This is a genomic window from Buttiauxella cochleicola, from assembly GCF_021282435.1.
Lineage (GTDB): Bacteria > Pseudomonadota > Gammaproteobacteria > Enterobacterales > Enterobacteriaceae > Buttiauxella > Buttiauxella massiliensis.
Genome location: NZ_JAJSOT010000002.1, coordinates 311,598 through 331,263, shown reverse-complemented (window position 1 = coordinate 331,263; position 19,666 = coordinate 311,598). Strand labels below are relative to the sequence as shown.

Annotated in this window: 16 protein-coding genes, 1 tRNA gene and 2 pseudogenes; 14 read left to right on the top strand and 5 right to left on the bottom strand. The window is 49.9% G+C overall.

Going from position 1 to position 19,666, the window contains the following annotated elements; all coding sequences use genetic code 11:
• Positions 1 to 31: 31 nt before the first annotated feature.
• Positions 32 to 958, bottom strand: coding sequence for a transcriptional regulator MelR (gene melR / locus LVQ77_RS07335; RefSeq protein WP_232864233.1), 927 nt, complete (start codon positions 956 to 958; stop codon positions 32 to 34).
• Between the two features lie 281 nt (positions 959 to 1,239).
• Between melR and LVQ77_RS07330 the strand changes: the two genes are divergently transcribed.
• The 3 genes from LVQ77_RS07330 to LVQ77_RS07320 all read left to right on the top strand — a co-directional run bounded on the left by LVQ77_RS07330 (position 1,240) and on the right by LVQ77_RS07320 (position 4,364).
• The gene (locus LVQ77_RS07330; protein WP_232864234.1) at positions 1,240 to 2,595 is read left to right on the top strand and encodes an alpha-glucosidase/alpha-galactosidase; all 1,356 of its coding nucleotides are present in this window, start codon (positions 1,240 to 1,242) and stop codon (positions 2,593 to 2,595) included.
• An 84-nt stretch (positions 2,596 to 2,679) separates the two neighbouring features.
• Complete coding sequence (gene melB / locus LVQ77_RS07325) at positions 2,680 to 4,107, top strand: melibiose:sodium transporter MelB (RefSeq protein ID WP_232864235.1); 1,428 nt, start codon at positions 2,680 to 2,682, stop codon at positions 4,105 to 4,107.
• 2 nt (positions 4,108 to 4,109) lie between these two features.
• Entirely contained in the window at positions 4,110 to 4,364 is a 255-nt protein-coding gene (locus LVQ77_RS07320; protein ID WP_232864236.1) for a SemiSWEET transporter, read from the top strand.
• 84 nt (positions 4,365 to 4,448) lie between these two features.
• Here the strand turns inward: LVQ77_RS07320 and LVQ77_RS07315 are convergent, their stop codons facing one another.
• A complete protein-coding gene (locus tag LVQ77_RS07315; RefSeq protein WP_172893312.1) occupies positions 4,449 to 5,444 on the bottom strand; it encodes a LacI family DNA-binding transcriptional regulator in 996 nt (331 codons plus the stop codon).
• A gap of 272 nt (positions 5,445 to 5,716) precedes the next feature.
• Here LVQ77_RS07315 and LVQ77_RS07310 point away from each other — a divergent pair, with 272 nt between their 5' ends.
• From LVQ77_RS07310 to LVQ77_RS07285, 6 genes and pseudogenes are all read left to right on the top strand, one after another.
• Positions 5,717 to 6,958, top strand: coding sequence for an MFS transporter (locus tag LVQ77_RS07310; RefSeq protein ID WP_232864237.1), 1,242 nt, complete (start codon positions 5,717 to 5,719; stop codon positions 6,956 to 6,958).
• 21 nt (positions 6,959 to 6,979) lie between these two features.
• On the top strand, positions 6,980 to 8,407 hold the full coding sequence (locus LVQ77_RS07305) for a glycoside hydrolase family 32 protein (RefSeq protein WP_232864238.1): 1,428 nt from the start codon (positions 6,980 to 6,982) through the stop codon (positions 8,405 to 8,407).
• A gap of 80 nt (positions 8,408 to 8,487) precedes the next feature.
• Positions 8,488 to 9,843, top strand: coding sequence for a carbohydrate porin (locus tag LVQ77_RS07300; RefSeq protein WP_232904074.1), 1,356 nt, complete (start codon positions 8,488 to 8,490; stop codon positions 9,841 to 9,843).
• Between the two features lie 27 nt (positions 9,844 to 9,870).
• The gene (locus tag LVQ77_RS07295; RefSeq protein ID WP_370644992.1) at positions 9,871 to 10,815 is read left to right on the top strand and encodes a PfkB family carbohydrate kinase; all 945 of its coding nucleotides are present in this window, start codon (positions 9,871 to 9,873) and stop codon (positions 10,813 to 10,815) included.
• A gap of 479 nt (positions 10,816 to 11,294) precedes the next feature.
• Positions 11,295 to 11,540 (top strand): annotated as a pseudogene (locus LVQ77_RS22345) (DDE-type integrase/transposase/recombinase); the annotation flags it as partial.
• Positions 11,541 to 11,597: 57 nt separating this feature from the next.
• A pseudogene (locus tag LVQ77_RS07285) lies at positions 11,598 to 12,050 on the top strand (DUF4942 domain-containing protein); the annotation flags it as partial.
• Between the two features lie 103 nt (positions 12,051 to 12,153).
• Here the strand turns inward: LVQ77_RS07285 and LVQ77_RS07280 are convergent.
• Positions 12,154 to 12,230, bottom strand: a tRNA-Arg gene (locus LVQ77_RS07280).
• A 187-nt stretch (positions 12,231 to 12,417) separates the two neighbouring features.
• On the opposite strand from LVQ77_RS07280, the gene folD reads away from it, so the two are divergent.
• Together folD and ybcJ are read left to right on the top strand one after the other, a co-directional pair.
• Positions 12,418 to 13,284, top strand: a complete 867-nt coding sequence (folD, locus tag LVQ77_RS07275) for a bifunctional methylenetetrahydrofolate dehydrogenase/methenyltetrahydrofolate cyclohydrolase FolD (protein WP_232864240.1) — start codon at positions 12,418 to 12,420, stop codon at positions 13,282 to 13,284.
• Between the two features lies 1 nt (position 13,285).
• Positions 13,286 to 13,498, top strand: coding sequence for a ribosome-associated protein YbcJ (gene ybcJ, locus LVQ77_RS07270; protein ID WP_064516971.1), 213 nt, complete (start codon positions 13,286 to 13,288; stop codon positions 13,496 to 13,498).
• A 141-nt stretch (positions 13,499 to 13,639) separates the two neighbouring features.
• On the opposite strand, the gene LVQ77_RS07265 is transcribed toward ybcJ, so the two are convergent.
• Complete coding sequence (locus tag LVQ77_RS07265; protein WP_232864241.1) at positions 13,640 to 15,193, bottom strand: peptide MFS transporter; 1,554 nt, start codon at positions 15,191 to 15,193, stop codon at positions 13,640 to 13,642.
• A 374-nt stretch (positions 15,194 to 15,567) separates the two neighbouring features.
• On the opposite strand from LVQ77_RS07265, the gene LVQ77_RS07260 reads away from it, so the two are divergent.
• The 3 genes from LVQ77_RS07260 (at position 15,568) to malI (ending at position 19,086) form a co-directional block, all read left to right on the top strand.
• Positions 15,568 to 16,095, top strand: coding sequence for a metal-dependent hydrolase (locus tag LVQ77_RS07260; protein ID WP_232864242.1), 528 nt, complete (start codon positions 15,568 to 15,570; stop codon positions 16,093 to 16,095).
• 262 nt (positions 16,096 to 16,357) lie between these two features.
• Complete coding sequence (locus tag LVQ77_RS07255; RefSeq protein WP_151992915.1) at positions 16,358 to 17,857, top strand: PTS transporter subunit EIIC; 1,500 nt, start codon at positions 16,358 to 16,360, stop codon at positions 17,855 to 17,857.
• Positions 17,858 to 18,069: 212 nt separating this feature from the next.
• The gene (gene malI / locus LVQ77_RS07250) at positions 18,070 to 19,086 is read left to right on the top strand and encodes a Mal regulon transcriptional regulator MalI (RefSeq protein ID WP_232864243.1); all 1,017 of its coding nucleotides are present in this window, start codon (positions 18,070 to 18,072) and stop codon (positions 19,084 to 19,086) included.
• A 38-nt stretch (positions 19,087 to 19,124) separates the two neighbouring features.
• On the opposite strand, the gene rnk is transcribed toward malI, so the two are convergent.
• Positions 19,125 to 19,535 (bottom strand): nucleoside diphosphate kinase regulator, encoded by a 411-nt coding sequence (rnk, locus tag LVQ77_RS07245; protein ID WP_232864244.1) that lies wholly within the window; start codon positions 19,533 to 19,535, stop codon positions 19,125 to 19,127.
• Between the last annotated feature and the right edge of the window lie 131 nt (positions 19,536 to 19,666).

The following is a 19,666-nucleotide window of genomic DNA, read 5'->3' as shown; positions in this document are numbered from 1 at the left end:
TAAGCGCATAATTTTTAAGCGCCCCGGCTGATTAGCCGGCACCTCTTAACTGGCGCAGCTTGCGATAATTCTGCGGCGACATCCCGACATATTTGTTAAATGTGCTGTAGAAACTGCTGCTGGAGTGGAACCCAGCGGTGAGGGCAATATCCAGAATCGACTTGTCCGTATCACTAAGAAGTGCCCGTACATGGTTAATGCGCATCGCCGTGATGTATTGCTTCATGGTGAGCTGCATCACACGCTGGAATATACCCATTGCATAATTCGGGTTGAGTTTGACGTGTTCAGCAACCTGTTCGATGGTCAACGCCTGGTCGTAATTCTCGCCGATAAATTCCAGCATTTGGCTGACATAAAATTGCGCATGGCGTGACACATTGTTGCCGCTGCTGCGTGTACGGGCGGGTTTATTCACCAGAATCGGCTGCCAACCCGACAGGCTAAAACGCTTGAACATCAGGCAAATTTCATCGATGGCTAACTGGCGAATTTGTTCGTTGGGGCTTTTGATCTCCTCCTGCCAGCGCTGCACTTCAAAGGGGCTGAGCTGCTGTGCGGTCAGGGACTTAAGTACCGTGCCGTGGGTGATATGGTTAATAAGCTGCCGGTCCAGCGGCCAGGAAAGAAACAGGTGCATGGGAAGACTAAAGATAGCCATATTCTTGCAGTCGCCAGGGCGGGTGAGCTGATGTGGGGTACAGGCCCAAAATATCGTGATATGCCCCTGTTTAATCTGCACCGCTTCATTGTTAATCAAATATTCTACGTCGCCATCAAACGGCACATTCACCTCGACCTGCCCGTGCCAGTGGCAGGCTTCCATACTCCGCGGCCTGCGCAGCTCGATATCCATGCGTTGGTATTCGGAGTAGAGCGACAAAGGGCTGCGCGTATTGCTATCGGTACTGCTGCACATATGCGGGTCTGGCGGCAGGCAATTTGGGATGATGTCCATTGTTCTCTCCGTTTCCTGAATTGTCAGAAATACTGGCACAAAACTCTTTGGGTGACTGTGAGAGCGGCACAAATTTGGCGATAGAAGCGTGCGTTTTTAAACCGATAAGCCGGTATTCTCTGCTTTCCTGGTAAAAAACTCCGGAAAACTCAGATTTAAGCGCGGGGTGAAACCAATCTGAGCTTTCCGGAATGCTAAGCGAGGAAGAGGGAGGAGAACGGGCACCTGGCGTGCCAGGCTAGCGGGGTTCACTCATGCCACGTATGCCACGGAGAAAGAAAATGTCAGCACCCAAAATTACCTTTATCGGCGCAGGCTCGACGATTTTTGTAAAAAATATTCTCGGAGATGTTTTTCATCGTCCGGCGCTGAAATCGGCCCATATCGCCTTGATGGATATTGATGAGACGCGTCTGGAAGAGTCGCACATTGTGGTACGCAAACTGATGGATTCAGCAGGTGCCTGCGGAAAAATCACCTGTCATACCGACCAGAAACAAGCCCTTCAGGATGCCGATTTCGTGGTAGTCGCTTTCCAGATTGGCGGGTACGAACCCTGTACCGTCACGGACTTCGCTGTCTGTAAACAGCACGGACTGGAACAAACCATTGCTGATACGTTAGGCCCCGGCGGCATTATGCGTGCCCTGCGTACCATCCCGCATTTATGGCAGATATGTGAAGATATGACGCAAGTCTGCCCCGATGCCACGATGCTTAACTACGTGAACCCGATGGCGATGAACACCTGGGCGATGTACGCGCGCTACCCGCAGATTAAACAAGTTGGGCTGTGCCACTCGGTGCAGGGCACGGCTGAAGAGTTAGCGCGTGATTTATCGCTCGATCCGGCTTCGTTGCGCTATCGCAGCGCCGGTATCAACCATATGGCGTTTTATCTCTCGCTTGAGAAAAAAAATGAGCAGGGCGAGTACGTCAGTATTTATCCGGATCTGCTGCGAGCCTACGAAAGTGGGGAAGCGCCGAAGCCTAACCTGCATGGTAATCCACGCTGTGAAAATATCGTCCGCTACGAGATGTTTAAAAAGCTGGGCTATTTCGTAACTGAATCTTCTGAGCACTTTGCGGAATATACGCCGTGGTTTATTAAGCCCGGGCGCGAAGACCTGATTGAGCGTTATAAAGTCCCGTTGGATGAGTACCCAAAACGTTGTGTTGAGCAACTGGCTAACTGGCGCAAGGAGCTTGAAGAGTACAAAACGGCAGAAAGCATCGATATCAAGCCATCTCGTGAATATGCCAGCACCATTATGAACGCGCTGTGGACCGGCGAGCCGAGTGTTATCTATGGCAACGTGCGCAACGATAACCTTATCGACAACCTGCCGCAGGGCTGCTGTGTTGAAGTGGCGTGCCTGGTGGATGCTAACGGAATTCAACCGACCCGTGTTGGCACACTACCGTCGCATCTGGCTGCACTTATGCAAACTAATGTGAATGTTCAGACCTTACTGACCGAAGCGATTTTGACAGAAAATCGCGACCGGGTTTATCACGCTACTCTGCTTGACCCTCATACTTCAGCCGTACTCGGCATCGAAGAGATTTATGCCCTGGTTGATGACCTGATTGCAGCACACGGTGATTGGTTACCGGCCTGGCTTCATCGCGCATAATTCAGTACGCCGGGCGTGAGGCCCGGCTTCTCGCATATCTAATAACAGAAGGAGGGCACTGGTAACAGTGACCCGGTACCCTATATGAGCATATCAATTACAACAAAACTCAGTTATGGATTTGGGGCGTTCGGTAAAGATTTCGCTATTGGCATCGTTTACATGTACCTGATGTATTACTACACCGATATTGTAGGTTTATCGGTGGGCGTGGTGGGCACGCTGTTTTTAGTCGCAAGGATTTGGGATGCTATCAACGACCCGATCATGGGCTGGATAGTCAACAGTACACGTAGCCGCTGGGGGAAATTTAAGCCGTGGATCCTGGTGGGGACGATTGCCAACTCGATTGTGCTGTTTTTACTGTTCAGTGCGCATCTGTTTGAAGGCACAACGCAGTTAGTGTTCGTCTGCGTGACCTATATCTTATGGGGCATGACCTACACCATCATGGACATTCCATTCTGGTCGATGGTGCCTACCATTACCCTGGATAAACGTGAACGCGAACAATTGGTGCCGTTTCCACGTTTCTTTGCCAGTTTGTCCGGGTTTATCACCGCAGGCATTACGCTACCGTTCGTCAGCTATGTCGGCGGCGAAGACCGTGGTTTCGGCTTCCAGATGTTTACACTGGTGTTGATAGCCTTCTTCATTGCTTCAACCCTCATCACGCTGCGCAACGTAAAAGAGGTCTACTCATCAGACAGTGACGCAACCGCAGACAGTAGCCGCATCAGCTTAAAAGCCATCGTGGGGCTGATCTATAAAAACGATCAGCTCTCTTGCCTGCTGGGTATGGCGCTGGCTTACAACATCGCATCAAACATTATTTCCGGATTTGCGATTTATTACTTCACCTACGTTATCGGTGACGCCAGCCTCTTCCCGTATTACATGTCTTACGCAGGGGCGGCAAACCTGTTAACCCTGATTCTGTTCCCTCGGCTGGTAAAAGCGTTGTCACGCCGCTTACTGTGGGCGGGTGCATCGGTATTGCCGATTCTTGGTGGCGGGGTACTGCTCTGGATAGCGCTGGCGGGGTATCACAATGTGTGGTTGATTTCCATTGCGGGAATTTTGCTCAACGTAGGGACGGCGTTGTTCTGGGTGCTACAGGTCATTATGGTGGCGGACACCGTGGATTATGGCGAGTATAAACTCAATGTTCGTTGCGAAAGCATTGCCTATTCGGTGCAAACGCTGGTGGTAAAAGGGGGCTCGGCATTTGCTGCATTCTTCATCGCTCTGGTCCTTGGCATCATTGGTTATGTACCTAATGTGGCACAGTCTGAAAGCACCGTCGCCGGTATGCAGTTCATCATGATTGCGCTACCTGCGGTTTTCTTCCTGATAACCTTGGTTTTCTACTTCCGCCTCTACAAACTGAATGGCGATATGCTGAGAAAAATACAGATCCACCTGTTGGATAAGTACCGTAAATCTACAGCGCCTGTAGAGCCCCAACCCGTTAGCATCAGCATGGCGAAAACTTCAGACGCGAAGGCGTAATCATGGAATGGGTATCTGTAATTGGTTATATGGCGGCAAGCCTGACGACGTTGTCATTTTTGCCGCAGGCGGTGAAAGTGATTTCCACACGCAACACGCAAGGCATCTCCGGCCTGATGTATGCGATGTTTGTTTGTGGGTTGATGATGTGGTTTTTTTATGGGCTATTAATCAATGACCTGGCTATTAGCGCGGCGAATCTTCTGACATTGCTGTTTGCTCTACCCATCTTGATTATGAAGTACCGCCTGCGCTAATGCATGTCAGATAAGCGAAGGGTTCAAACGGTGGATGACGATAACGTTTATCCACCCTACAACATCCATTGCGTGACCTTTAGATTAGATAGAATTCCGTAGCAGCCACGGGCTATTGACGCGCACGGTATCGCGGTGGGTATCCCCATTGATGATATGCAGTGCGCTCAGACGGCCAATGTCGTAATGGGGAAGTTGTACTGTCGACAACGGTGGGAGAAACAGATCGCCAATTCCCACCATATTGTCATAACCCAGCACAGCCACATCTTGCGGAATGCGGATGCCTCTGGAGAGCAGTACCTGGTAAACCATAAATGCGATGCGGTCGTTACCGCACACCACCGAATCAAAGCGGGGTTTTCCATCAGGCATATGGGCTTCAACCATTGCCGGAATGTCGCGGTAATGTTCATCGCCCAATTCCATGTAATGGTGAATCAAATGATCCGGGTTTACGCCCATTTCACGGCAAGCGTGCTCTAGTCCCTTACGCCGGCGAATCGTGGCCAGATGTTGAGAGGGCAAATGCAGGCACAATGGCTGCCGGTATCCTGCGGTCAGTAACGCTTTCACCCCCTCATATTGCCCTTGTTCGTCGTCAGGAATGTAGCTGGCAACCGGGTCGTGCAAGCTTTCACAGTTGGCCAGTACACAGGGAAGGGTGAGTAACTTTGGTGGTATAGGGACCTGGCGCAGCCCCATCGTGGTGTAGATAATGCCGCCGGGGCGGTGTGACAGCAGCAAATCGACCATCGTCTCCGGGCTATCATCGGAAAACATGTTCACCACAAAACTGTTCCAGCCGTGAGCCCGGGCCGTTTCTTCAATCGATAAGGTAATCTCAACAGAAAAAGGCGTGGTGACCGTATCGAGCGCCAGCACACCGATGGTGTCGGGCGTTGCCCGGGCACCGCGTATCTTTTTAGCAGACAAGTCGGGCACATAATTCAGCTGGCTGATAGCAGCCTGAACGCGTGTCAGGGTGTCGGGTTTAAGCCGTTCCGGGTTGTTTAATGCACGTGACACCGTCATCAATGAGACATTTGCAAGTTTGGCCACATCTTTAAGCGATGCCATAAGTACCTATCCTGATAAGAGAAATTTCAACCCGAGCCCTTTGTGCATCAGGCTATACAACTCAGATTGTGATGTAAAAGGCTGACGCGATATTTTGGGGGACGAGTCGCTGTAATACATCCCTGCCATCGACATGAAAATTTGATCACGATCTCAAACATGTCATGTTAACGTTAACTTATGTGATTAACATCATGTCTCATCGCTAAACTTCATGAGATTTCGTTAATGTTAACGTTATCATTTCATCATTGACCCTACATGAGATTGCTTTGATGAAAAAACATCACTCCCGCAGTTATCCGTTATTAAGCGCGTTACTGTTCTTCTTTTTCGTCAGTTGGTCCTCTTCCAGCTCGTTACTTTCTATCTGGTTACACCAGGAAGTGGGTTTAAAAGCTACTGACACCGGCATTATTTTCTCGGTGCTTTCGGTTTCGGCACTCTGCGCGCAGGTTTGTTACGGCTTCATTCAGGACAGGCTAGGGTTAAGGAAGAACCTGCTGTGGTACATCACCGCATTGCTGATTCTATCTGGCCCGGCCTATTTGATTTTTGGCTACCTGCTTAGCGTGAATATTCTGCTGGGGAGCGTTTTTGGCGGCCTGTTTATCGGTTTAACCTTCAACGGCGGGATTGGCGTTCTGGAGTCTTATACCGAAAGGGTGGCACGCCAGAGCACATTTGAATTTGGCAAAGCCCGCATGTGGGGGTCACTGGGCTGGGCGGTGGCGACGTTCTTTGCCGGTTTGCTGTTTAATATCAACCCTAAACTTAACTTCCTCGTCGCTTCTTGCTCAGGGTTAGTGTTCTTTTTCCTGTTGATACAGTTAAAAGTCAATACGGCTGCGAGCCTGGAAACAGTCGAACTGGGTGCAGAAAAAGTGAAGATCGCAGATGCTTTGCGCTTAATCACCCTGCCAAAATTCCGGGCGCTGATCTTCTTCGTCGTGGGCACCTGTATTTACGGCGTTTACGACCAGCAGTTCCCGGTCTATTTCGCTTCACAATTTGCCACTTTGCGTGAAGGCAACGCGATGTTTGGCTACCTCAATTCATTTCAGGTGTTTCTGGAAGCGGCAGGAATGTTCTGCGCCCCCTGGTTAGTGAATCGCATTGGCGCGAAGAATGGGCTGATCTTTGCCGGCATGGTCATGGCATTAAGAATGGTCGCATCCGGGTTGGTGGAAGGGCCGGTTCTTATCTCGATAACTAAACTCCTGCACGCGGTGGAATTGCCTATCCTGCTGGTCTCGATCTTCAAATACAACAGCCTCAATTTTGATAAACGCCTCTCATCAACGCTCTATCTGGTGGGCTTTGCCTGCACCAGCTCAGTGATTGCGGCCTTCCTGTCGCCGCTTGCGGGCTACAGCTATGAAAAATACGGATTTGCCCAGTCTTATCTAATCATGGGGCTGATGGTGTTCTGTACCACTTTTCTTTCGATTTTCTTTTTGCGAGGCAATAAGTCCTCATCCGACGGGCTGCTGTCGCAACCTTCCACCATTTGAATTACCCAAGAGTGAGTTGTCATGACGTTATTGATTGCTAATGCCGAGAAGGCGCTGAACGAAAAACAAGACCAACTGAACATGCGCTGGTATCCACGCTACCACCTTGCTCCGCGAGCGGGTTGGATGAATGACCCCAACGGGCTGGTTTGGTTTGACGGGTGGTATCACGCGTTTTATCAACATCATCCTTACTCCACGAAATGGGGGCCGATGCACTGGGGGCATGCGCGCAGCCGCGATATGCTGCACTGGGAACATTTGCCGGTGGCGCTGGCACCGGTTGGGCCGGAAGACAAAGATGGCTGTTTCTCGGGTTCTGCGGTGGTGAATGCTGATGAACTGGCATTGATTTACACCGGCCATAAATTTCACGGTGATCCGACCAATGACAACAACCTCTACCAGGTGCAGTGCCTGGCAACCAGCAAAGATGGCATCGAATTTTCCCGTCAGGGCCAGGTGATTGACACCCCTGCGGGTCTGCATCATTTCCGCGACCCGAAAGTGTGGCAGGAAGAAGATGCATGGTACATGGTGGTGGGCGCGCGCGTGGGTGATACCGGGCAGGTCAGGCTCTACCGTTCCGAGTGCTTACGACGCTGGAAAGAAGAGGGTGTGCTGGCCGAAGCGGGCGAGGGCATGGGCTTCATGTGGGAATGCCCGGACTTCTTCACTCTTAACGGCAAACAGATCCTGATGTTCTCGCCACAGGGTATGGCGGCTCAGGGTTATGAAAATCGTAACTTATTTCAGAGTGGTTATCTGGTTGGTCAGTGGCAACCGGGTGCGACTTTCGTGCAACAGAGCACGTTCCAGGAGATGGACCACGGGCACGATTTCTATGCGCCGCAAAGTTTTCTTGCCCCGGATGGCCGCCGCATCGTCATGGGTTGGATGGCCATGTGGGAATCCCCGATGCCGGAACAACAAGACGGCTGGGCAGGCATGCTGACGCTACCACGTGAATTGACACTCACTGCCGATAATCGCCTGCAAATGCGCCCTGCCAGAGAGCTGGAAAACCTACGCCAGAGCTGGTTCAGTTGGCCTGTCAGCACCCTGAGCAACAAAACGCTACCGGTGATGAATAACTGTGAAACCACAGAAGTCATTTTGCAGTGGGAACTGGCCGCCTGCGATGCAGAGCAATACGGCATGGCGCTGGAGGACGGTATGCGCCTGTATGTCGATAACCAGGCACAACGATTGGTTCTGGAGCGCAATTACCCGGAGTTCGGTCTCTGTGGGCAACGGAGCATCCCACTCCCCAATGCAGCAACGTTGAAACTTCGGGTTTTTTTTGACAGTTCATCGGTAGAAGTGTTCGTCAATGACGGTGAAGCTTGTCTGAGCAGCAGGATATATCCGCAGTCACGCCTGTTGAGTCTCTTTGCCTGGTCAGGAAGTGCCGAATTCGTTGAATGTGGAGCCTGGCATTTAGAATAAATAGGGATAAATAAATGCCGCGGTAATTATTTCCGCGGTATAGCACTTCGGCATTATTAAAATTATAAAGGAATAATTCGATGAAAATAATAATCGGGTCGGTGCTCTGCGCCGGTTTATATTCTACCTCGGGTTTTGCACAATCACCGTTAACCATTGAACAACGTTTTGCTTTGCTTGAACAACGCTTACAGGATGCTGAAAAACGCGCTGATAAAGCAGAGTCGGAAATTGCAACATTAAAACAAGTGCCCACCACAGAAAATGAAAATAAAATAATTTCGGTAGAACAAAAACCCACACCTAAACTGGCTTTAAATAATAACGCGGAATTAAAGTTCTATGGCGACGTGGAATTTAATATTGATGGCGCCAGCCGTACCGGCAGTTTAACTTCGGTGAAAACCAGCGCTAATAAAAATTGGGCGCCGGGAGATAAAGAACGCTGGGATATTAATGGGAGAATTCTGTTAGGCGTTGACGGTATTCAACACTCGTCGAATGGCCAATATGCCGGTTTTACTGTTCAACCGCTGGCGGATATGAACGGGAAAATGAACCTTGATGATGCGGCATTCTTCTTTGGGCAAAAGCAAGACTGGTTAGTAAAGGTCGGGCGCTTTGAAGCCTACGATATGTTCCCGCTCAACCAGGACACCTTTATCGAGTATTCCGGAAACACTGCTAATGACCTGTATAGCGACGGTTATGGCTACATCTATATGATGAAAGAGGCGCGAGGGCGTAGTAACAGCGGGGGAAATCTGCTGTTCAGTAAGACGTTAGATAACTGGTATATGGAAGTGAATACGCTGGTAGAAGATGGCAGTTCACTGTATGTCGACCAGCGTTATCATGGAACGGAACTCGATAATCAAAAAAATGTGGTTTACGTCCGCCCGGTTATTGCCTGGCGTTCAGGAGACTATTCTATGGCGGCGGCTATGGAAACAAACCTTATTAACAACGCCTACGGCTATAAAGATGCTGCCGGAACCTGGCACGATCAATCCGGGCGTACAGGGTATGGTTTAACAATGAGCTGGAATACATTGAAAAACAATCCGCAAGAGGGTGTGGTAGTAAATCTTAATACCGCTTATATGAATGCAGAAGACGAAAAAGACTTTAGCACCGGGATTAATGCGCTCTGGCATCGTGTTGAGTTAGGTTATATCTATGCACATAACAAAATTTCTGACTTCAATATTTCCGGATTGAACAGTGAGTGTGGTAACGAATGCGCGATCCTGGCCCCTGGCAATTACGATATCCATACAATCCACACCTCCTGGCAATTGCCAAATATTATGGATATGCCCAATTTCAATATTTACCTCGGCGCTTACGCTTCCTGGCTTAATTCTACAGCACAAGAAGAAGGTGATGATCAACCACGTTATGGCGCACGCCTGCGTTTTAAATACTTGTTTTAACGCGTGACGATTTTTTAAGGAGCAGTCATGAATATCTGGACATATGGTGATGCGGTTGTGGATTTGCTACCACTTGCGGACATGCAATATCGCGCCTGCGCAGGCGGCGCCCCGGTTAACGTTGCGGTGGGGTGCGCACGGCTGGGTTGCCAGAGTGGTTTTATCGGCCGGGTCGGGGACGATACATTTGGCACATATTTGCAGCGCACGCTGGTTGATTACGGCGTGGACACCCAACATATGCAGACAGACTCTGTGCATCGCACCAGCACGGTGTTGGTTTCTTTGGCCGAAGGCGGCGAGCGCGAATTTACGTTTTTGGTCAACCCGTCAGCCGATCAGTTCATCACCGCGGAGACACTGCCGGAGTTTGGCGCAGATATTTTGCACTTTTGTTCGTTGGCGCTGGTGGCAGAAGGCTGCCGTGAAACACTCACGCGAGCAATAGGGAAGATTAAGCAAGCGGGTGGGCTGCTAAGTTTTGATGTTAATTTACGCGAGCAGATGTGGCCCGACAGGCAGCAAATGCTGTCTGCTGTGCACCATTTCGCCATGCAGGCCGATATTCTTAAATTGTCAGAAGAAGAGTGGTACTGGCTTGCTGGCACCCATCAGTATACTGCGGCAGTCAACGCCTTAAAGGCGCTTCCGGCTGCCATCAAAGTGATTACCTTCGGGGCGCAAGGGGCCCAGGTATTATGGCAAAATCAGGTTATTCATTTCAGCGGTTATAACGTTGAGAGTATCGACACTACCGGGGCCGGAGATGCCTTTGTTGCTGGTCTGCTGGCGCATATTGCAATTGAGCAACTGCCACAAAATCTCACCCAACTTAAGCAGGCATTAGCCCAGGCAAGCGCCTGTGGCGCGTTGGTCACGATGCAAAAAGGAGCGCTTGCCGCCACAGCAGACAGGGACACCGTGCAGAAGTTTATCGCACGTGCACCTTTGCCAGATGTTGAGGTGAAATAACGCCTACACCGTTGCCGCCGCTGCAACGGCAATGAATGTCGGCAAATCCAAGATGGATAAGTGGGTTCGACAACTGAAAGAATAACGCGCAGGTAAATCCCCAAAGGCCTCTCCGATGACGCCTGAGCAACTTCGCATTCGTGAATTAGAAAAACGACTGCAACGTGTTGAAATGGAAAGCGATATATTAAAAAAGGCTACCGCGCTCTTGATGTCAGACTCCCTGAGCAATTCTCGTTATTTGAGAAATTCAGGACGCGGTTCCTGTTGCTTTTATTTGTAATGTGTTCGGGATCCATCGCAGTAGCTATCGGTACTTGCTAAGCCGACCGCAGAAACCTGATGCAAAACACATCGTTATACTGAACCTGGTTCGTGAAGTTCATCATGCCAGTAATGGCTCTGCGGGGGCCCGGAGCATTGCCGATATGGTCAGCGCAAAAGGTGTTCCGTTGAGTCGCTGACTGGCCAGTAAGATAATGAAAGAGCTGAATATTGTTAGTTGCCAGCAACCGGAGCATCGCTACAAAAAAGCCACAAAAGAGCATGTGGATATCCCTAATCATCTGGATCGCCAGTTTGCAGTAACGGAACCTAATCAGATCTGGTGCGGCGACGTGACCTACATCTGGACGGGCAAACGCTGGGCTTATCTGGCGGTTGTTCTGGATTTATTTTCCCGCAAGCCAATAGGCTGGGCGATGTCGTTTTCTCCGGACTCAGGTCTGACAGGAAAAGCATTAACGATGGCCTGGGAAGCCAGGGGAAAACCGACTGACGTTATCCTCAGTACTTTTGAGCAGCTACATCGGAACAAAATGGATGTATTTGAGCGTGGCATTATCAATGTCTTTAAAGGGCTGTCGTGGGATTACAAAACCAATAGTCCTTGCAGCTTTGGTAAAAAGATCATCTTTAACAATCTGGTGATGCATAACCTCTGGGGATTTAGTCTGAACTGGGGCTGGAGGCGTGATCAATTGGCAGATTTGGAGCGGATGCTGTTTTTACTCGATTGCAAACCGATACCTGACAACCGTAGTGATATCTCTACCTGGTTGATGGAGCATATTCGGGATAATCCGACTAAGGAAGTTTACGAGGATGAGTTCTTCAGTATTCGTTACTTTTAGAAGGGAACTGCCCATTTGACGTTTAAACGCCTGGCTCTGATTGAAAGGATGAATGACATCATCGCTAAGTACTATCCGGGAATGCTGGCTAAGCCACGCTAATGTTGATGGGTGTTGAGAAAATTTACTTACACCAGCCGTTACATAAACTTTATGGATGCGTGGTTTTTAGTGAGGGGGTTTTGCGTAACTCATTGATTTTAAATGGTACGCCCTACAGGGCTCGAACCTGTGACCTACGGCTTAGAAGGCCGTTGCTCTATCCAACTGAGCTAAGGGCGCACTGTATTCCTTTCGGAAGCATTGCGGGTTCGGATTATACGGTCAGTACCTTACGAGTCAATGGCTTTTGAACTGCCTGCGCGACAATTGAGCATAAAGGCTTAACAATGCCTGACAGCGAGCCGCGCTTCTGACAAAATAGAAACAATCCCCTCCCTTTTCGATTACAGACGGAATCATCTGACTGATGGCAGCAAAGATTATTGACGGTAAAACGATTGCGCAGCAGGTACGGCTTGAAGTTGCTGAAAAAGTGAAAGCCCGAATTGCCGCTGGAAAACGTGCTCCAGGACTTGCGGTTGTTCTGGTTGGCGAGAATCCTGCTTCGCAAATTTATGTTGGAAGTAAACGTAAGGCATGTGAAGAAGTGGGCTTTATTTCCCGCTCGTACGATTTGCCTGACACGACTTCTGAAGCAGAGCTGCTGGAGCTGATTGATACGCTTAACGCAGATAAAGAAATTGACGGTATCCTGGTGCAGTTACCACTGCCTGCAGGTATCGATAATGTGAAAGTTCTGGAGCGTATCGACCCGGATAAAGATGTTGATGGATTCCATCCCTACAACATAGGTCGCCTGTGCCAGCGTTCGCCGCGTCTGCGCCCTTGTACGCCACGTGGCATCGTGACGCTGCTTGAGCGTTACGGTATTGATACCTACGGCCTGAACGCCGTGGTGATTGGCGCATCCAACATTGTTGGCCGTCCGATGAGCATGGAACTGCTGTTGGCGGGTTGCACCACTACCGTGACTCACCGCTTTACCAAAAACCTTCGTCATCACGTTGAAAATGCTGATTTGGTGATCGTTGCTGTTGGTAAACCTGGCTTTATTCCAGGTGATTGGATCAAGGAAGGGGCGATTGTGGTGGACGTGGGTATTAACCGTCTGGAGAGCGGTAAAGTGGTCGGCGACGTAAATTATGATGAAGCCGCTGCCAAAGCCTCGTATATTACGCCGGTTCCGGGTGGCGTTGGCCCAATGACCGTCGCCACTCTTATCCAGAATACCTTGCAGGCTTGCGAGGAATATCATGATGTCCATGGAGAATAAAATGGCGACCTTCTCATTAGGTAAACACCCACACGTTGAATTATGCGATCTGCTGAAGCTGGAAGGCTGGTGTGAAAGCGGCGCACAGGCGAAAGCGGTGATTGCGGAAGGGCTGGTGAAAGTAGACGGCGAAGTGGAAACCCGCAAACGCTGCAAAATCGTTGCAGGCCAGACTGTGGTTTTTGAAACACTGAGCATCACGGTCGAAGCTTAAGCTTCCCGTTTAACCCTCGCTTTCCGGCGAGGGTTTCCCCTTCTGCATTAATTTTCTGCAATTCTACGAATATTTTCGGGCCTGCTCAAAGAATGAGGCCTGTCGTCAGACTGGCCTCATTGCGGGTGACGATATGACTAATCAGGCGTTGCTAACCGGTTTTTGTTCTGTCTTCACCTGAGCATTTTCCAGCATTTTGCGTACCGGAATAATCAGCACGAACAGTACAGCCGCACAGATCAGTAACGCAATGGAACAACGCGCGAACAGGTTAGGCAGCATATCCAACTGGTCGGCTTTCACGTGACCGCCAATCAGGCCTGCCGCAAGGTTACCCAGCGCACTGGCGCAGAACCACAGTCCCATCATCTGGCCACGCATTCTTTCTGGAGCCAGCAGCGTCATGGTCGCAAGTCCAATTGGACTCAGGCACAGCTCGCCGAGTGTCAGCATCAGGATGCTTCCCACCAGCCATAGTGGCGACACACCAGCACCGCCGCTGTTCAGAACATTTTGTGCTGCCAGCATCATCAAACCAAAACCTGCAGCGGCGCATAAAATGCCGATGATAAACTTAGTGATACTGCTTGGGCGGATGTTATTACGTGCGAGGCGCGGCCATGCCCAGCTAAATACCGGTGCCAGTAAAATGATAAACAGCGCATTGATTGACTGGAACCACACCGCAGGGATCTCAAAATCGCCGATCATGCGGTCGGTGTAGTCATTTGCAAACAGGTTGAACGAAGTGGGTTTCTGCTCAAATGCAGACCAGAAGAAGGCCGCAGAGACCAGCAGAATAAAGCAAACCAGCAACCTGGCGCGCTCTTTGCGGTTAAGACCCGCGAACATGAACAGATAGATAAAATAGAGCGCTACCGACGCCGCAATCACGTATACCAGCACACTGGCAACCGCAACGGGGTTAATGACGATCACACCTTTTGCAATCAGGGTCACGATAACAGCCACGCCGACCGCCAGTGCCAGCAACCAGCCACCGACACCGTTTTTCTTAGCAACCGGGCTGTTCCAGGTTGAATCGAGGCCCACTTCACTGTCGTAGCGTTTCATGGCCGGAACGGCGAACACACGGAAGATAACCAGCGCAACCAGCATTCCGATACCGCCGATACCGAAGCCCCAGTGCCAGCCGTGGGTTTTTATCAGCCACCCGGAGATCAGGGGGGCAATAAACGAACCCATGTTGATGCCCATATAGAACAACGAGAAACCGCCGTCACGACGCGCATCGCCTTTTTTATACAGCGTTCCGACCATGACTGAGATGCACGTCTTGAACAAGCCAGAGCCAAGAACGATAAACATCAGGCCGATGAAGAACAGGTTGTCGCCCATGAACGCGGAAAGCGCTATCGACAGGTGGCCAAGGGCAATGAGAATCGAGCCATACCATACGGCTCTCTGCTGCCCTAACCAGTTATCAGCAAGCCACCCGCCAGGCAGCGCCGCCAGATACATACAGCCAGCAAAGATACCGACGATTGCCGATGCGTTTTCACGCGCAAGCCCCATACCGCCGTCGTAAACCGTTGCTGCCATAAACAAAATGAGTAAGGGACGGATCCCGTAAAACGAGAATCGCTCCCACATCTCAGTAAAGAACAGTGAGCCTAACGGGTAAGGATGACCGAAGAACGTTCGGCTCTCGTTGTTGTTAACCGAGGATTGCATAAATTCTCCCAAGAGGGTGTGTGGTTGTGTTGATCAGTGGCGAAATGCCCGGCGGCTAGCTGACTTGCCGCTCTTTAACATTCAGCCATTATTATTAGCTGGCGAGATTTGTCTAATGCCAACCGCAGAACTTTTAGATGAAAAGTCGACAAATGTCTACGTTTACAGATTTTATAGCGGCAGATATGAGATGTCGATTGGCAGGTTTTGGTGTGAAAACCTTGATCGCGAAGCTATAAATTATCACGGTAAAATGTTCCTCTTAACCCAGGCTGGTAGAGGGGAGGTGGCGACCAGTTTCGGATGTTTAGCCTGGTTTCTTTTTGTTTATCCTGAGCTATTCTGCTTTTTCCACTCATCAGACAACGCCTTCTATGCCAACTATCATCACTCATGCTGCAGTACCCATTTGTTTAGGATTAGGGCTTGGCACAAAAATTATTCCTCCACGTCTGCTATTGGGCGGGATCATTCTGGCGATGTTGCCGGATGCCGATGTACTGGCGTTTAAATTTGGCGTGGCGTATGGCAATGCTTTTGGTCACCGTGGGTTCACGCACTCTTTGCTGTTTGCATTTGTGGTGCCGCTACTGTGTCTGTTTGGCTATCGTTGGTTCCGCGCAGGTTTTGTTCGCGTCTGGTTATTCCTGACGGTGTCACTGCTTTCGCATAGCCTGTTGGACTCGGTTACTACAGGCGGCAAGGGTGTTGGCTGGCTATGGCCGTGGTCAGATGAACGATTTTTTGCGCCATGGCAGGTGATACGTGTCGCTCCTTTTCAGCTCTCCCGCTACCTCGAACCCCGTGGTCAGGCGGTAATTTGGTCTGAACTACAATGGGTTTGGTTGCCAGGTTTGCTGATGGCGTTCTTGCTGTTTGTTATACGTAAGAATTTGCGGTAACGGCGTCATGCTTTTGGCGGATGACACGAGATTATCCGCCTCACAACATCTGCTTCACTTCCAATAAGCCCCTATAAATTGCAGGTCAAAACCTGCTCAACTTCAAATATTCGATAACAGTATGGCTACAACGCATATTTTAGTTGCCGGGCAAAAAACGTTTCGTCAGTATAGGTAGAACGTTCTACTAGAACGTTCTACCAAGCATAAAAACGCGTAAAACCAAAAACGCGTAGGCGGCGTCAACACCGGGGGATTGTTTATGAGTTTGCTATCCAGTATTACAAAATCGTTATCTAAATTGTCGATGATAGGTCGTGCATTAATGCTACCTATCTCTTTGTTGCCGGCGGCAGGCTTGTTACTGGCCTTCGGCGATAAATTCCATTTGCCGTTAATGATGAATGCGGGTGGGGTGATTTTCGACAACCTGCCGATGCTGTTTGCGATTGGCTCGGCTGTGGGTTTGGCTGCTGAATCGGGGATTGCTGCACTGTCGGCGGCGGTATCAGTCTTTATTATTAACGTCACAATTGGCACGGTGATGCATATCACGCCAGAAATGGCGGCAGCGGGTGGGAAATATGCCATGGTTGTTGGCATCCCGACGTTGCAGATGGGGGTGTTTGGTGGCCTGATTTCCGGCATTCTGGCCGCATGGTGCTATAACAAATTCCACACCATGCAGCTCCCTGAGTTCCTCGGTTTCTTCTCGGGTAAACGCTTTGTTGCCATTGCTACCGCGTTTTTATCCTTCCTGCTCGGGATGGCATTGCCATGGATTTGGTCATATATCCAGTCGGGAATTGATTCGCTGTCGGTTATTGTGAATGGTGATAATCAGGCGCTTTCAACGTTTATCTTCGGTCTGGTTGAACGTGCGTTAATTCCGTTGGGGCTGCACCACATCTGGTATCCGTCATTCTGGTATTCATTTGGTGAGTACACGACCACAGCAGGCCAGGTTATCCACGGGGACCAGACAATCTGGTTCAAGATGCTCGAAGAAGGTGTGAAATCCTTTAGCAGCGACAGCTACCATAACGCAGGCAAATTCATGCAGGGTGAATTCCCACTTATGCTGTTTGCACTGCCTGCAGCATGTCTGGCGATGTATCACGAAGCGAACACCAAAAATAAGAAAATTGCCTCCGGTATTCTGTTCTCTGCGGCATTGACCTGTTTCCTGACAGGCATTACTGAACCGGTTGAATTTACCTTTATCTTTGTTGCGCCAATCCTGTATGTATTCAACGCCATTATGGCTGGCCTGTCTTACATGTGTATGTACCTGCTGCATGCGCATATCGCCAAGTCGTTCTCGGCAGGCATGATTGACTACATCTCCTTCGGGATCCTGCCGTCTTTCAACGGTTATCAGACTAACTTCTTGTCGGCTGTGATTGTCGGTATACCGATGGCGCTGATTTATTACTTCACTTTCCGTTTTGTTATTCGCCGTTTCGATGTGAAAACACCGGGCCGCGCTGATATTACTGCCAACGCTAACGATAAAACCGACACTGAACTTGCTGGCGATATTATCGGCTTGTTGGGTGGGGCAGAGAACATTAACTCTGTTGGTTCATGTATTACGCGTCTGCGTCTGGAAGTGGAAAAAAGCGACCGCGTAGACAAAGACGGTCTCAACAGTCTCGGCGCGCGCGGGGTAGTGTTTGTTGGCGATTCGGGCATTCAGGTGATATTTGGCGCACGAGCGCAATTTATCGCACAGACGATGTCCACAATGATTGGTAAATAACTTTCCCCGTCATCCTTCAAGCTGCAGATGCGTTGGCTGCATTCACTTACCCCAGTCACTTACTCAAGTAAGTTCCTGGGGTTACGTTCTTTTGCCGCCTTCCTGCAACTTGAATGCTATAGGGGAAAGAGATGCAAAATAGTTAGCCCCCGGTATGTTTACTGGGGGCTTTATGGTATTGATAACAAGGATATTTAGTGCATAGGAACGGGATGAAAAAGGTCAATATTATTGATGTAGCCCAACTGGCGGGAGTTTCTGTCTCCACCGTGTCATTGGTACTGCGCCAAAAAGGTAAGATCTCTGAGGCAACTATTGAAAAGGTTAACGCTGCGATCAAACAGCTTGGCTACGTCCATAACGTTGCGGCGGCGAATCTGCGTTCCAGCACCTCAAATCTTATCGGCCTGGTTATCCGTGATTTCAATGACTCCTTTTGTGTAAACGTTATGGCAAGCGTCGTCCATTATCTGGAAAAACAAGGCTATATGGTTTTTCTTGGCCACCCACAGGACGATGATCAACAGCTGCAACAGTGTTTAACATCTTTTTCGCAGCAAGGCGTGGCGGGTGTTATTTATCTGGATGCTAACCACCGTTTAGCCTCGATCCCCTCACTCATTTCTGAATGCCCATTGCCGACGGTGATTATCGCGGAGTCCACGGTAAGCAGCCATCGTGACGTGATTGGGCGGGATAATCGCCAGGCCGGAAACCAGGCGACGCGTTATTTGATTGACCGTGGTCATCGAAATATCGCCTATTTGGGTGGAACGGCATCGAACTTGATGCGCGAAGAGCGTTTACTGGGCTATCGCAATGCACTGGCGCAATACAATTTGCCGTTTCGCGAAGAGTGGGCTCCAGTTTGTGAAAACGACACCGAGAATGCTGCACGTTTAACTCGTCAATTGCTTGAGAAAAACAGCAAAATCACCGCAATGCTCTGCCATTCACCATCAGCAATTATTGGCTGCCTCAATGGTATCCAGCAGGTTGGGCGAACGGTTGGTAAAGACGTGTTTTTGACTCAACAGGTTTCGTTGATTGGTTTCGAAGACATGATGCACATTAATCTCACCTCGCCACGTTTCACTTACGTTTCGTCATCCAGCGAAGAAGCAGGCCGACAGGCGGCAACATTGATTGTGAATAAGATTAAAGAGCCGGCGCTGCCTGCTCAGAAGATTATTATTTCAGGGGAGTTGGTGCTAAGGGAATCGGCTTGACAATTATTGTCCCCCTTCAAGAAAGGGGGACACATCATTTAACGGTGGTACTCGCCAGCGGCTTCCGGCTGGTATTGCAACTCCAGCACTTCCAGATGCGTCTGGTTACCGTTCGGTAACGTCCAGTTAATTGTCGCGCCCACACGCAAACCCAGCAGTGCTGCGCCAACCGGCGCCATGACTGAGAGTTGATTGTCGCTGTCTGTTAGGTTTATCGGGTAAACCAGCGTGCGAACATGCTCTTCTTTTGAGGATAGATCGCGGAATTTAACGCGGCTGTTCATCGTTACGACGTCGGCCGGAATATCTTCAGGCTTACACATTTCTGCTCTGTCCAGTTCTGCGTTCAGCACTGTAGCTACCGGCTGGTTAGCAAATTGTGGTTGCTCCAGCAAACGGTCAATACGCTCGGCATCGAGTTCATTAATGATAATGGCTGGTCTGGACATATTTCTCTCCGTGTAAAAAAACAGGCACTCATGTGCCTGATGTGGACCTTACAAAAGAAAACCCTCACCGGTAAGAGTGAGGGTTTGGTCTGCAGTGATAATACTGAGCTTAACGTATAGTTTAAAGTGAC